Origin of the sequence: Paracoccus kondratievae, from assembly GCF_009301415.1 — a bacterium.
Lineage (GTDB): Bacteria > Pseudomonadota > Alphaproteobacteria > Rhodobacterales > Rhodobacteraceae > Paracoccus > Paracoccus kondratievae.
In genome coordinates, this window is sequence record NZ_CP045072.1 from 761,652 (window position 1) to 775,490 (window position 13,839).

A 13,839-nucleotide genomic window follows, 5' to 3' on the forward strand; every position below is an offset into this window, starting at 1 on the left:
GCCATGGACGGCAAGATGCTGGCCCGCCTCGGGGCCGTGGTGTTCGTCGCCATCGCCGTCACGGCGACCGCAATAGACATGGCGCGGAAGGACGAACCTTCCGCGCCGCCCCCGGCCTCGGCCTTCCAGCCCCCGGCCGATCCCCTGCGCGAAACCCTGCGCCGCTGCCAGCAGCTCGGCGAGGCTGCCGCCAGCGATGCCGGCTGCCTCGCCGCATGGGCCGAATCCCGCGACCGCTTCCTCGGCCGTGATCGCAGCGAGGCGCGCTGACCATGGGCAACACGGGCGTCATCGACAATTTCCTCGGCGTATTCACCTCCTACATCGACAGCGGGTTCGGCCTGCTCGGCGGCGAGGTCGCCTTCATCGCCACGACGCTGATCGTCATCGACGTGACGCTCGCCGCGCTCTTTTGGGCATGGGGCGCGGATGACGATATTATTGCGCGGCTGGTCAAGAAAACCCTGTTCGTGGGCGTCTTCGCCTACATCATTTCCAACTGGAACAACCTCGCTCGCATCGTCTTCGAGAGCTTTGCCGGCCTCGGCCTCATGGCGTCGGGCACCGGCTTTTCCGTCACCGATCTGATGCGGCCGGGCCGCGTGGCGCAGACCGGCCTCGACGCCGGCCGCCCGCTGCTCGATTCCATTTCCGACCTGATGGGCTGGATCGCCTTTTTCGAGAACTTCATCCAGATCGCGTGCCTGCTGTTCGCATGGGCGCTGGTCGTGCTGGCCTTCTTCATCCTCGCCATCCAGCTTTTCGTGACTTTGCTGGAGTTCAAGCTGACGACGCTTGCCGGCTTTGTGCTGATCCCCTTCGGCCTGTTCGGCAAGACCGCTTTCATGGCCGAGAAGGTCTTAGGCAACGTGGTGTCGTCCGGCATCAAAGTGCTGGTCCTCGCTGTCATCATCGGTATCGGCTCGACCTTGTTCGGCCAGTTCACGGCCGGTTTCGGCGGGGCAACCCCAACCATCGACGACGCAATGGCAATCGTGCTGGCAGCCCTGTCGCTGCTCGGCCTCGGCATCTTCGGTCCCGGCATCGCCAACGGCATCGTATCGGGCGGCCCGCAGCTTGGCGCGGGCGCCGCCGTGGGAACCGGGCTTGCGGTCGCAGGTGCAGCCGTCGCCGCTGGCGGCGGGGCCATGCTCGCCGCCAAAGGTGGTGCCGCTGCCCTGTCCGGCGGGGCCGCGGCCGTCCGCGGCGGCGCGGCCACCGCGGGCGCGGCGACCGCCGCCTATAGCGTCGGATCGCTCGGCCAGTCCGGCGCGGCAGGCGTCGCCTCCGGCCTCGGCGGCGTCGCGCGTGCCGCAGGATCGGCGGCTATCTCGCCGCTCAAACGCGCCGCTGCGCGCGCCAGCGAATCCGTCAAATCCAGCTTCTCCGCTGGCGCGAAAGCCGGATTCGGCGCGTCGGGCGGCAGCTCGACCATGGGCACGGTCGGCGGCGCGAGCGCCGATCCCGCCGCAGCAGCATCCGGCCCGGCCGGCAGCCCGCCCGCATGGGCGCAACGGATGCGGCGCTCGCAGGCCATGAACCACGGCACGACCATGGCCGCCCATGCGGTGCGCTCCGGCGACAGCCACGGCTCCGGTTCCTCCATCAACCTTTCCGAAAGCGACCGCTCATGAGCATCTTCAAACGACCCACAACCCATTACGGCAAGACGCCGGAACCTGAGACGCCCTATCAGAAGGCCGCGCAGGCGTGGGACGAACGCATCGGCTCGGCCCGCGTTCAGGCTAAGAACTGGCGCTATATGGCGTTCGGCTCGCTGATCCTGTCAGCCGGATTCGCGTCCGCGCTGGTTTGGCAGTCGGCGCGCGGGACCGTGGTGCCGTGGGTGGTGCAGGTCGATGATCTTGGACAGGCGCAGACCATCGCGCCGGCCGCCGCCGACTATCGCCCGACCGACCCGCAGATCGCTTTCCATCTCGGCCGCTTTATCGAGCAGGTCCGCGCGATCCCGGCCGACGCGATCATTGTCCGCCAGAACTGGCTTCGCGCCTATGAATGGACCACGGATCGCGGCGCGGCGGCATTGAACGATTACGCCCGCGCCAATGACCCGTTTAGCAAGGTCGGCCGGCAACAGGTCGCCGTCGAGCTCTCGAGTGTCATCCGGGCGTCCCCCAACAGCTTTCGCGTGGGGTGGGTGGAGCGGCACTATGAAAATGGCCAGCTCTCCACCACGGAGCGATGGACGGCCATCCTCACCATCGTCATCCAGCCGCCGCGCGACGCCGAACGCCTGCGCGCCAATCCGCTTGGAATATATGTCAATGCAATTTCATGGTCGCGGGAGATGAGCCAATGAGGACGATCACCCGCACCCCGACAATCGCGGCCGTGCTGCTTTCGGCCACCATGCTCGCAGGCTGCGCCACCAACCGGACGCCGCAATTCAGCTACGACGCCAGCGTGCCGCTGCTGCCGACCGTGCAGGCGGCGGCAATCGACAACACGCCCCGGCCGCTGCATGTGCCCCCGGCATGGACCGTGGCGCGCGGCGGCACCGCCGCAGGCACGCCGACCGGCCGCGTCGAGAACGCCAACGCCGCCGCCCGCGTCGAGCCGCGCCGGGAAGGCTACTACAACGCCATCCAGATTTATCCGTGGTCGGAAGGTGCGCTCTATCAGGTCTATGCCGCAGTCGGGCAGATCACGACGATCGCGCTGGAGCCGGGCGAAAGCCTGACAGGCGCGGGGCCGATTGCGGCGGGCGATACCGCCCGCTGGATCATCGGAGACACCGAGAGCGGCAGCGGTGCAAATCGCCGTGTCCATATCCTCGTGAAGCCGACACGGCCGGACATTTCCACCAACCTTGTCGTCACCACCGACCGGCGCACCTACATGCTCGAGCTGCGCGCGCGGGAATCGCTCTACATGCCGGCCGTGGCATGGGCCTATCCAGCAACGCCGGGCCAGCGCCAGACCGTTCCGGCCGCGCCGATCATCCCGGCCGAGGCGGCGCGGAACTATCGCTATGGGTTGCAAGTGCAGGGCGACAGCCCGCCGTGGCGGCCGGTTTCGGTGTTCGACGATGGACGCCGCGTCTATGTCGTCTTTCCGGCCGGGATCGTGCAGGGCGAGATGCCGCCGATCTTCGTGCTTGGCGCGAACGGCGAGCCGCAAATCGTCAATTCCCGCATCCACCAGAACGTCCTGATCGTGGACCGCCTGTTCGGCGCGGCCGAGCTGCGCCTTGGCAGCGGCAACCGCCAGCAGGTCGTCAGGATCGTCCGCACCAACCCGACGCAGGCCGCAGCAGAACCAGCCAGCACGACCACGGGAGGATCGTCCTCATGAGCGATACCGATACCGCAGCCCCCATGCGCCTGCGCGCCGAGGCGCCGCGCGTCACCCGCCTGTCCCGCAAGATGCTGGCAGGCGTCGGCGCTGTCACCTTGCTCGGCATCGGCGGCGCACTGATATACGCGCTCCAGACCCGCGACGCAGGACCGGGCGGCGAAGAACTCTTTTCGACCGAGAACCGCCCCACGGCCGACGGCTTGTCCGGCCTGCCGAGCGACTATAGCGGGCCTGTGCTCGGCCCCGCGCTGCCCGGAGATTTGGGCCGCCCCATTCTCGACGCGCAGAACCGGGGACAACCAGTCGTGCCGCCCGTCATGGCGACGCCCGCCGTCGATCCAGAGGAAGAACGTCGCCGCGCCGAGGAAGAAGCCGCGCGCTTGAGCAATGTGTTCTTCCAGTCCGGCCCGCGCACGGGTGCGCCGGCAGGAACGGCCATGCCCGGCCTTGCCGGGCTTGGCCTTGGTGGACAGCCCGCGACGCAGGACCGGCACGCCGCGTTCCTCAATGGACCCGTGGACCGGCAGACCGTCGCGCCGGATCGTGTCGCGCCGCCGGCATCGCCCTACATCCTTCAGGCCGGGGCCGTGATCCCGGCCGCGTTGATAACGGGCATCCGTTCCGACCTTCCGGGCCAGATCACGGCTCAAGTGACCGAGAACGTCTATGACAGCCCGACCGGCAGCCTGCTCCTGATCCCGCAGGGAACGCGCATCATCGGCCAGTATGATGACGGCGTGACCTTCGGCCAGCGCCGCGTGTTGCTGGTCTGGAATCGCCTGATCCTGCCGGGCGGCCGTTCCATCGTTCTGGAGCGCCTGCCGGGCGCGGACGCCAGCGGCTACGCCGGGCTTGAGGATGGCTTCGATTATCATTGGTGGGATCTGATGAAGGCCGCAGGGCTATCCACGCTGCTCACAGTCGGCACGGAGCTGGCGACGAGCGACGAGGACCGGCTTATCCGGGCTATCCGCGACGGCGCGCAGGATACCGTCAATCAGGCGGGCCAGCAGATCGTCCAACGCCAGTTGCAGGTTGCGCCGACGCTGACCATCCGGCCGGGCTTCCCGGTCAGGATCATCGTCACCCGCGACCTTGTGTTCGAGCCGGCAGGAGGTTGACCATGACCAAGCTGAAACTCGGCCCGCTGCCCGACGACAAGCCGGTGAAGGTCACGCTGGAGCTGCCCGCGCCGCTTCACCGCGATCTGACCGCCTACGCCGAGGTGCTGGCCCGTGAAACCGGCCAGCCCGTCGCCGATCCCGTCAAGCTCATCGTGCCCATGCTGGAGCGGTTCATCGCCACGGATCGCGGTTTCGCCAAGGCTCGGCGTGTCCAACAGCACGCCAAGACAGCTTAAGAATGATATGTGATGATGACGTTTGCTCGGTGTGCCGGGCCAGCAAACAGTTAAGTTGATCGAGGGGCCAGTTGCCAAGATTTCCTGGCGGTCGGGCCGCGAAGCGCGCTCCGCTCTTTGTCAAGGTCGGGCGCTGGCAACTGTGTATCCCAGGTCATCTCCCGGTGTGAGTCGACCTTGGTTGTCCAGAACCAGAATGACACCGGCGCGCTGCAAGCGACCCAGGTCGGCAACCAGCTTCTCGCTACGCAAAGCCAGCAGCTTTCCGACCTGATCTCGCTCATGTCGGGCAATGGCTGAACTGCCCGTCGTATTTGGCATTTCGCGATCGGGGGTTCCGCCACAAAAGCATTGACCGTACTGGAAGTTGTAGAGACACTCGTGGTTGTTTCCGGGGGGCAGATGATGCGTTTAGTTGGTCTTACAGTTGAGAATTTTCGTTGTTACTCAGCACCTGTCACGGTGCGCTTTGGTAACTTGACCGCGCTCGTTGGTAGAAATGACGTAGGTAAATCTACCCTCATGGACGCGCTGGCGATCTTCTTTGAGACTGCTTCGCCTGATAAGGACGACGCCTGCAAGGCAGGTGATCCGAAACAGATGCGCATAACATGCGAATTCGATCAGCTTCCTGAACAGCTGGTAGTGGATGCTGAATTTCCTACCACGCTCTCTGGTGAGTATCTTCTGAGTACGAATGGAACGCTCGTCATTCGGAAGACCTACAATGGAAGTCTAGGGACGCCGAAGATTACTGCGATTGAAGCCTTAGCGGACCATCCGACGGCAGCGGGGTATAGCGACCTTCTCACTCTCAAAAAGGCCGAACTTGCCAAGCGGGCGGCCGATCAAGGTGTAAATTTGGATGGCGTGGACAAGAGGGCGAACGCTCTCGTGCGAGCGGCGATCTGGCAGAGCTGTGGCGACCTCAAACTAGCAACGGCCGCGGTGTCGCTAGATGCAGAGGGAAGCAAACAGGTCTGGGCCGAGTTACAGCAATACCTGCCGACATTTGCGCTATTTAAGTCAGACCGAGCTAGTACGGATCAGGATGCGGAAGCTCAAGACCCTCTGAAGGCCGCAATCAGAGAGGCGATCAAGGCCGTCGAACCGAAGTTGCAAGAAGTTCGAGATTATGTTGAAAATGAGGTGAAAAAAATTGCCGCTGCGACTGTAGATAAATTGCGGGAAATGGATGCATCCGTTGCTGAAACCCTAAACCCAGTCATAGCGACTAAAAAATGGGATACGTTGTTTTCTACGAGTATTACGGGTGATGAGGGTATTCCTCTCAATAAACGTGGGAGCGGCGTGAAGCGCCTCGTCCTTCTCAATTTTTTTCGTGCGAAAGCTGAGAAGTCCGCAGCGGAAAAAAGCTCATCCTCGGTGATCTATGCCATCGAGGAACCCGAAACCAGCCAGCATCCTAGAAACCAACGCCTGTTATTGAACGCTCTTCGAGAACTCTCAGATGGGGACGGCAAGCAAGTCATAGTCACCACGCATACTCCCATGTTGGCTCGTTATCTGGACGAGACTGATCTTCGCTTCATCCAGCGGGGAGAAGATGGAATTCGTTTGATCAGCGAAGGTAGCGAAGCGACCTCGGCTGAGATTGCAAAATCGCTTGGAGTGCTTCCTGACCACAATGTGAAGATCTTCATCGGTGTCGAAGGTCCGCATGATATTTCATTTCTCAAAGGTGTGTCGCGGGTACTCATCGCCGCAGGCGAAGATGTGCCCGACCTCGAACAGCTCGAATTAGATGGTGAACTCATCTTCGTGCCCCTCGGGGGCAGTAATTTAGCTTTATGGGCTTCACGGCTGGCTCCGTTCAACAGACCAGAGTTTCACATTTGTGATCGTGACAATCCACCGCCAGGTCAACCAAAGTATGTGGATCATATGAATGCGATTAACGCCCGTGCCGGATGTCGTGCTGTGGCAACCCAAAAACGTGAGTTGGAGAGTTACCTACACCATGAGGCTATTTGTGAAGCCTACGCCCTGAACCAAATAAACATCGCCTTTGGGGTGCCCTTTGGCGATTTCGATGATGTCCCCCAAATTGTGGCGCAGGCGGTCCACGCGGTTAATGGTGCTGACCCTTGGGGCAACCTTGACGAGGAGAAGCGTCGGAAGAAGGAGAGCGCAGCGAAGCGCTATCTCAACAACACGGCGATATCTCGGATGACCGTCGATAGGCTCGCCGTAGCAGACCCTCAGAATGAGATCAGAGGTTGGCTTGCTACGATTTCACAAATGATGGTCGCGGGTGCTGCGTAATCATTCTAGCTAGCGACGGGTTGCCTCGGGCGAAAATCATATGCCACTGTCTATAAATCCTTCTCCAACTACGGAATGTAATTTTTCGGAATGGATAATTGGCAAAAAAAATCGTGCCAAGCTGATCGAAATTATCGCCTATCTCTATTTGCGACAGGAGGAAAACGCTCAGCGAGTGATCAATGCTTTGGAACCGCGACGGCGCGTTTCAAAAGGCAGGGTCGCTCAGAATGTCGTGAGGAAGCTGACGGCTCCGCGTGCTGAAGACGTTGAGCTTTTCCGGTCGGGAACCGACGAACAGAAGGAGGCGGCAAGAAAGCGGATAAGGACGTCCGTTATTCACCGGGACGGACTGTTATTCCAGCATATCTCCTGGGTTGCGGCTCGGCTAGCTCTTCCGAACGGCTATATGACATCGCCTCATGTCCGACAGGCAGACAAGGGATTCGACGGCTTTATAATCGAACTGGAAGATGGTGGGCGCGAGATCAAGCGCATTGTGCTTTGTGAGGACAAGGCTTCGAAATCGCCGCGCAGCCTTATAAGCTCCAGCGTATGGCCTGAGATCGGAACTATTCTGTGCGGTGATCGCGATGATGAAATTCTCGCCGACCTCGTAACCTTGCTGAAGAGTGTCCCTGACATCGATGCTGAGGCAGCGGTCGACGAAATGTTTTGGGAAGGTGCTCGCGAGTTCAGAGTTGCCGTGGCCACCGGCGAAGATCAGCGCAAGGCCGGAAATTTTCTGCATATCATAGCTGGGTTTGAAGCGGTCGCTGGTGGTGAGCTCGAAAGTCGCACGGCCGGAGTGCTGGCTTTCGAGGACGTGCGCAAAGGGTTGGCTCTTCTCGCCGGCGAGGTGGCGGCTAAAATCCAGGAGATCGCCGGTGTTTGATCCAAGTTCTCGCGCTCTTCTACGAGAGGCTCCTGATCTACCGGGTCTCGATCCTGAAACGCTGGATGAGTTGTTGACGGTGGCCCACATTGAGTTGGCGACAGTTCGCCTTCTGTCCCGTGAAGGTGAATCTGAGCCTGCAAGCGGAGTGATCGACCGGGTAAGGCGTCTTGCTTCGACTTTTGAAGCCTATGTTGCACTCAATCTTCGACCGGAGCAGACGCGTGCCGCAGCTTTCGTCGCAGCTAGTGCTCATCAGATCTTGAGCCGCGTTCGTGAAACTGCATTGGATCGTCCAACCGTTATTTCGAGTGATGCTATTGGATCATCAATCTCCGCAACGCTACTGTTCCTGATTGCTGATCGGGCGGCGGACGCAGCGGAAGTGGCGGGGCAGCTCCGGGCCAGGGGCGAACGGCGGGCGGTTAGACGGTCTCTGATCCTGAGCCTTCGGGAATTGGCAACTGGCAATCTCACGACGCTGATAGAGCGTGACCTCGGCGAAGACTCCATCGCGACGGGAGATAGCCGAGAAGTAGCCACTGACCTTCTTCTAAGGGAATGTGCCTACGTGGTTCAGGGACTTGGACAGGAGGCGCGCGGGAGCGCTGTGTCCGACCCTGATATCCGCTCAAGGCTCAAGCGTGTTATCCGCTTGTCCGAGGCCTCAGCGGTGGAGATCAACGTAGCGCTGGAAGGAACCGTGCACCACCAGTTTGCCGGTCCACATCATCTGGCCACACTGTTGAGTCGGCTTGTTGATGGAATGCAGGCCGCGATGCTGGTTCGACTCCCAACACCATCTGGAGCGCAAGCTAAGGCATGGGCCGACTGGCTCCTGTCTCAGACGCAATCGCGCCCATTTCTATGGATCAATCATCTGAAAGCTGTCAGGACGGGATACCTGAACCGTGGCAGGTCCATGGTGATGACATCGCCCACTGGTTCGGGGAAGACCACGCTATCCGTCCTGAAAATCGCAGCAACCCTATGCGCGGGCGAGAGCGTCGTCTACCTGGCTCCTACTCACGCTCTCGTAGATCAGGTAGAGACCGATCTCTCTGCACAAATCGGAGGCCTAGAGGCGGTCAGCGTCGTTGAAGACGTTGCGCTCGAAGAGCTTGGGGACAAGCTGCCACCATTCTCCGTCATGACACCCGAGCGTTGCCTTGCCCTCCTTGGTTTCGCGCCTGAGCTTTTCGACAAGGTCGGCCTCCTCGTCTTCGATGAGTTCCATCTCATTAGTGCCGACGATCCGGCTACGTCATCGAAAATCAGCGCACGCGCCATTGATGCGATGTTAGCGCTCCTGACGTTTCTCCGCCATCGCAAGGAAGCAGACCTGCTGCTGCTGTCTGCTATGGTCGCCAACGGCGCCGAAATCGCTCGTTGGCTGCGGGCCGTGACGGGAAGGGAGGTCGAAGCGTTTGACGATCCTTGGAAGCCAACACGGCAACTTCGCTCTTGCGTCATCTATGATCGCTCTGACGTGCTTCAGGCTGTGCAAGCGGCATCGAAGGCGAAGACCCAGTCCGCGCGGAGTCGGGTCCCCGCACAGCCTCTTGGACTCTTTTCGTTGATTTCTGGATGGCACCCCAAAAGGTCGGAGAAGCTGGTCGTGCAGGCGCTCACGGATCAACGGCCGCCGCTCGTGAAAAATGCCAAGGGGAAATTGACATCGAACAGGAACGAAGTCGCTGCGCGGATCGCGGCCGACTATGCGGCCGTAGGAAAGCGCGTGATCGTCTTCTGCAACGATACTAAAGCATGCGGGAGCGTTGCGGATCAGATCAATGGACTACTGGCCCCGGCCACCATCGCTCTGGATGAGACGCAGGAGGAAATGCGCAAGTCAGTTCTCAGGGATGTGGGAGCGGCCGAAGCCACATTCGATCCCATGGGGTGCAGAGCAGCGGTGCATCATGGTGATCTGCTGCCATTGGAGCGGCGGTTGACGGAAAGCGTTTTTCGGGTTCGCAGGGATTCTGAGAGTGAGGATCTGGGCCTTGATGTGGTTGCCGCGACATCCACAATTGCGCAAGGGTTGAATCTGCCGTGCGATGTCGTGATTCTTGCAGGAACCGACAGGAGCGCGGTTGATGACCCAAGCGGCAACCCCCGCACGGACTTGCGCCCTCACGAGATACTTAATGCGCTCGGGAGGGCTGGACGCGCGGCGTATGCTGCAACCGGTCTGGCAATCGTTGTTCCCGCAAAACCCATCGGTGTGGAAAGAGGGAGCCTCTCTCTTCCGTCCGAAGGAATTCTGAAGACCGTTTTCTCCGAGCAGGATGCCTGTGAGGAGGTTTATGATCCGATAGAGTTGCTTCTTGATCGGATCGAGGTATCCGCTAACCCTGATCCAAAAGTGCAGTCGATAATCCGGCGTTTGTCTGCTGTCACCACAGCAGGAGAGAGCGGCTTCGACGATATCGTTCGCCGTTCGCTGGGGTTTTTCCGGCGTAGGGAAGCTAATGCTTTGGGGGCGGACAAATGGCTCGAACGTCGCCGAACCGCGCTCAGGGCTGCCGAGGAACAACTGGAAGATCCGCCCGTTCTTGATTGGCAACGGGAAATTGCTGTCCGCAATGGTGTTCCGCCAAGACTGATCGAAAGATTGGTCGAGGCGTTTGATCATGCGCCAGTTGAAAAGACGGCTACCGAGGACTGGATCAACTGGCTGCTGGATATTGTGGCCGAACATCCTTTGGATTTGACGATCTTCGTCAGGGAAACAGCTCTTGAGTCCGTTTTCGGCCGCGCCTACACGAATACAACAAAACCTAAGGCCACCGCTAAGCGGATATTGGGAGCGCTCAAGACGTTGGTTTCAATGTGGTGCGCAGGACGCACGCTGGTCGAGATCGAGGCTTGGCTTCTCGCGTTCATTCGGAAGCACGAAGGAGAGGTCAAACAGCGAGCAAACCAATCCTCAACAGCACAACGGGCTCGCCGCTTCGCCATACGCATCGCCCCTGATCTCGGCTTTCTGTGTGGCGTGCTTGGGCAGATCGCCGCTTACAAGACCGCTGAAGAGGGCGGGGTTTCACTTCCCGTGGTTGACATGTTGCCACAGATGGTACGAGCTGGGGATCATGATCGTCATCATACGGCCTTAAGACAAATGACAACAAACGCCTCGCGGGTTGAGACTTTTGGAGCGTATGTTTCATTGCGTGGGTCATTCAAGGCGGGTGCATCCGCAGAAATGGATGTTGTACGAGACGAGGTTACTACGGCAATGTTGCTCCAGTCATTCACGGATTTGGACGACGAGGAATAGGCCTCAAAACAATCCAAGCGCCGATTGCTCCATTTCAGACAGTGACTTGTAGTGAATGTTGGTATCGGTAGTTGCACGCCCCCGCAACCAACGATAATTGCGAAACCTCCGTAGCATAATGCGCGGAGGTTTTTGCGTTTCTACGCCCGGGCTGCGGAGGCTTTTTGCCGTCCGGGCGGCGGCTTCCGCGAGCTGCCCGATTGCGCCAGCAGGTTGTCCAGCGCCTCGGCTTCCGACAGGAAATCAGGATCCTTCTTTCCCGCGGCGAAGCCCAGGATGGCGCCGAGATCGCCGCGCAGCACGATGGCCAGTTCGCCCTCCTCCGGCACCAGCGTCACCTGGTCGACCAGCGAGCGCAGGATGTCCGCCGCCTGCGCGCGGCTGTCCTCGTGCCGCAGGTTCTCGGAAAGCGCGGCGATCCGTTGGGCATAGAGCGCCGCCATGTTCGGGTGCAGCAGGGGTGGTGGCTCGTTCGCATTGGCCAGCTTCTCCGTCAGCTCGGCCTTGCGGGTTTCCAGCTGCGCAGTCTTGTCCTTCCGCATTGTGATCCGCGACGCATCGGCAGTTGTTGACCTGCGGAGTCGGCAATGGCCCATTCTGTTTCTGGCTCCTCTATCCCTGGATCTCAATGCACAGATCATAACCTAATGAGACCATTGGCACTTTCTCCGATGCGCGGGAAGCTTACCGATAGCCAGATAAGCTTCAGATAGAGGTTTGTGAGAAGCTGCGGCACCAGTCTCTCGCGCGTCAATCAGCTCAAGGGTCTGCAAAAGCTTCTCGGCAACTTCCATGTCGCCGTCGGAACAGGCACGTTTGATCAGGTGCAGGATTTCGTGGGCGAGGATCATAGCTACTGATCCTTGGCGCCATAGCTGTTTCTTTTTCCCTGTGCCGAAACAACGGGCCCGAGGTGCTCGAACTTGTTACCCGTCGCTCTAGAACGACGGCGAGCCTTGGGTATCCTGTCCGAATTACCATCTGCCGAGAGTTCGTCGATGATCGGACAGTCCGGTCGGGCATTACCCCGACAGTTTTCGGCAAGATGCTTGAGCGTCATGCTCATCTCCCGGAGTTCGCATGCCTTCCGCTCAAGCTCTTCGACATGCTCAAGTGCAACACGCTTGACGTCAGCGCTTGCACGGCTTCGATCTCGCCACAGGGCGAGCAATTCGGTCATTTTTTCGACCGAGAAGCCGAGATCGCGCGCACGCCTGATGAAGCGCAATGTATGCACATCCTTTTCGGAGTAGTCGCGGTAGCCGCTATCTGTTCGGGATGCCTCCGGGATCAAACCAATCGATTCGTAGTAGCGGATCATCTTGGCCGAAACGCCCGATGCCGCCGCAGCCTTGCCGATATTCATCATCCTGTCCTTTCTGGAGGGTTTATGTGGTCGTTTCTTCGGGCGTAAAAAACACGTCCGCATGCATGTCCTCGCTCCGCAGACCCAGTTCGCGAAACATGACGCCGGCAGCGTCAATCATGGCGGGGGGTCCCGCCATATATGCCTTCCAGCCATCGAGATCCTGAATGTCACTCATGATCGCATCCGTTACCAGGCCGGTTCGGAAGTGATCGGATCGGCTCATCTCCGAGAGCACGGGAATGAACTGGAGATTGTCGTAGGTGCTCGCCAGAAGACTGAAATGTTCGACCAGATACAGATCGCGCTCCGTCCGCGCCCCAAAATAGAGATGGATCGGCTGACGCTGGCCGTTGGCCAGCGCCATTTCGACGATCGACTTGATCGGAGCCAGGCCCGACCCGCCGGCGACCGCCAGAATTGGACCGGTATGCTGTTCGCGCAAGAATGAATTGCCGAGCGGCCCGCGAACCGAAACCTCGTCACCAACTTTGAGCGACGTGGCGACGTGTTCGCTCGTGGCTCCACCGGGCACATGCCTGATATGGAATTCGAGATAGGATCGGCCGGGCTGGTTCGCCATCGAATAGTCGCGCGCCGGCACACCGGCAAACGTTACTTGCGCGTACTGGCCGGCCTTGAACGCGATGGTCTCGCCCGATTCAATCTCCAGCCTGATCTGGCGGATGTCGTGGGTTGCGTCATCGATGGCGACAACGCGGGTCCGATAGGTGCGAACGGGAAGATCAAGCTTTTCCTCATCCTCGTCTAGCCACACGACCGTACAGTCCGTGAGCGGCTGCGCTCGACACGCTAGGATCAAGCCCTGGTTTCGCTCTTCATCCGTCAGGGAAAACCGCGTGTGCGGCAGGAGGTCAACCTCGCCGCTGAGCAGTCGGGACTTACATGAGCCGCAGCGGCCCGAGCGGCATCCATGAGGATATGCGATCCCTTCCTCCAGCGCCGTCTCGAGAATGGTGCGGCCAGCCGGGACGGTGATGGTGCGCGCTGCTTGCCGAATTTCGATCTGTCTCGCCATGGCAATCTCCCTCAGGCAGTGCCCAATGACAGGGCTTCCGCCAGGCGGGGCTTCTGGTCGGCAAAGGTTCCGTAGAAGACCTGTTCGTTGACGATCGTAATCGGGGCGACACGCACACCGGTGCGCGCCTTCGCCTCTTCGGCTATCTGGGGATCTGACAGATCCCGCTCTTCGTATGGAACGCCCTGGTCTGCGAGCCACCGCTTGACAGCATGGCAGTCGGGGCAGGTTGGCGTTGTGTAAAGCACCACCGATGGGCTCTTCGTATTGGTCATCGTTCATTCCTTTTCTT

General features: G+C 60.3%; 15 protein-coding genes. 10 read left to right on the top strand and 5 right to left on the bottom strand.

Features of this window, described 5'->3' with window-relative positions; all coding sequences use genetic code 11:
* The first annotated feature begins 3 nt into the window (after nucleotides 1–3).
* The 10 genes from trbK-alt to F8A10_RS03960 all read left to right on the top strand — a co-directional run bounded on the left by trbK-alt (nucleotide 4) and on the right by F8A10_RS03960 (nucleotide 11,142).
* Nucleotides 4–270 carry a putative entry exclusion protein TrbK-alt gene (gene trbK-alt / locus F8A10_RS03915; RefSeq protein ID WP_152366737.1) on the top strand — a complete coding sequence of 89 codons (267 nt, stop codon included), beginning with the start codon at nucleotides 4–6 and terminating at the stop codon, nucleotides 268–270.
* Nucleotides 271–272: 2 nt separating this feature from the next.
* Nucleotides 273–1,634 carry a P-type conjugative transfer protein TrbL gene (gene trbL / locus F8A10_RS03920; RefSeq protein ID WP_152366738.1) on the top strand — a complete coding sequence of 454 codons (1,362 nt, stop codon included), beginning with the start codon at nucleotides 273–275 and terminating at the stop codon, nucleotides 1,632–1,634.
* A complete protein-coding gene (gene trbF / locus F8A10_RS03925) occupies nucleotides 1,631–2,320 on the top strand; it encodes a conjugal transfer protein TrbF (protein ID WP_152366739.1) in 690 nt (229 codons plus the stop codon). Before trbL ends, trbF begins: the two co-directional genes overlap by 4 nt.
* Complete coding sequence (gene trbG, locus F8A10_RS03930; RefSeq protein WP_193668150.1) at nucleotides 2,317–3,315, top strand: P-type conjugative transfer protein TrbG; 999 nt, start codon at nucleotides 2,317–2,319, stop codon at nucleotides 3,313–3,315. Before trbF ends, trbG begins: the two co-directional genes overlap by 4 nt.
* Nucleotides 3,312–4,439 carry a TrbI/VirB10 family protein gene (locus F8A10_RS03935; protein ID WP_152366741.1) on the top strand — a complete coding sequence of 376 codons (1,128 nt, stop codon included), beginning with the start codon at nucleotides 3,312–3,314 and terminating at the stop codon, nucleotides 4,437–4,439. The genes trbG and F8A10_RS03935 overlap by 4 nt, the downstream gene beginning before the upstream one ends.
* A 2-nt stretch (nucleotides 4,440–4,441) precedes the next feature.
* Complete coding sequence (locus F8A10_RS03940) at nucleotides 4,442–4,678, top strand: DUF2274 domain-containing protein (RefSeq protein WP_152366742.1); 237 nt, start codon at nucleotides 4,442–4,444, stop codon at nucleotides 4,676–4,678.
* A 177-nt stretch (nucleotides 4,679–4,855) separates the two neighbouring features.
* Nucleotides 4,856–4,978 (top strand): hypothetical protein, encoded by a 123-nt coding sequence (locus tag F8A10_RS03945; RefSeq protein WP_264675551.1) that lies wholly within the window; start codon nucleotides 4,856–4,858, stop codon nucleotides 4,976–4,978.
* A gap of 102 nt (nucleotides 4,979–5,080) precedes the next feature.
* On the top strand, nucleotides 5,081–6,964 hold the full coding sequence (locus F8A10_RS03950) for an ATP-binding protein (RefSeq protein ID WP_152366743.1): 1,884 nt from the start codon (nucleotides 5,081–5,083) through the stop codon (nucleotides 6,962–6,964).
* A 40-nt stretch (nucleotides 6,965–7,004) separates the two neighbouring features.
* Nucleotides 7,005–7,859 carry a hypothetical protein gene (locus F8A10_RS03955; RefSeq protein ID WP_152366744.1) on the top strand — a complete coding sequence of 285 codons (855 nt, stop codon included), beginning with the start codon at nucleotides 7,005–7,007 and terminating at the stop codon, nucleotides 7,857–7,859.
* Nucleotides 7,852–11,142 (top strand): DEAD/DEAH box helicase, encoded by a 3,291-nt coding sequence (locus F8A10_RS03960; RefSeq protein WP_152366745.1) that lies wholly within the window; start codon nucleotides 7,852–7,854, stop codon nucleotides 11,140–11,142. The genes F8A10_RS03955 and F8A10_RS03960 overlap by 8 nt, the downstream gene beginning before the upstream one ends.
* 140 nt (nucleotides 11,143–11,282) lie before the next feature.
* Here the strand turns inward: F8A10_RS03960 and F8A10_RS03965 are convergent, their stop codons facing one another.
* The 5 genes from F8A10_RS03965 to F8A10_RS03985 all read right to left on the bottom strand — a co-directional run bounded on the left by F8A10_RS03965 (nucleotide 11,283) and on the right by F8A10_RS03985 (nucleotide 13,822).
* Nucleotides 11,283–11,684, bottom strand: coding sequence for a hypothetical protein (locus F8A10_RS03965; protein ID WP_227493410.1), 402 nt, complete (start codon nucleotides 11,682–11,684; stop codon nucleotides 11,283–11,285).
* A gap of 102 nt (nucleotides 11,685–11,786) precedes the next feature.
* The gene (locus tag F8A10_RS03970; RefSeq protein ID WP_152366746.1) at nucleotides 11,787–11,993 is read right to left on the bottom strand and encodes a hypothetical protein; all 207 of its coding nucleotides are present in this window, start codon (nucleotides 11,991–11,993) and stop codon (nucleotides 11,787–11,789) included.
* A 2-nt stretch (nucleotides 11,994–11,995) separates the two neighbouring features.
* Nucleotides 11,996–12,508, bottom strand: coding sequence for a Cu(I)-responsive transcriptional regulator (gene cueR / locus F8A10_RS03975; protein ID WP_152366747.1), 513 nt, complete (start codon nucleotides 12,506–12,508; stop codon nucleotides 11,996–11,998).
* 22 nt (nucleotides 12,509–12,530) lie between these two features.
* Nucleotides 12,531–13,547, bottom strand: a complete 1,017-nt coding sequence (locus F8A10_RS03980; RefSeq protein WP_152366748.1) for a 2Fe-2S iron-sulfur cluster-binding protein — start codon at nucleotides 13,545–13,547, stop codon at nucleotides 12,531–12,533.
* Nucleotides 13,548–13,558: 11 nt separating this feature from the next.
* Nucleotides 13,559–13,822: a glutaredoxin family protein gene (locus tag F8A10_RS03985; protein ID WP_021586649.1), complete on the bottom strand. Its 264-nt coding sequence runs from the start codon at nucleotides 13,820–13,822 to the stop codon at nucleotides 13,559–13,561.
* Nucleotides 13,823–13,839: the final 17 nt, after the last annotated feature.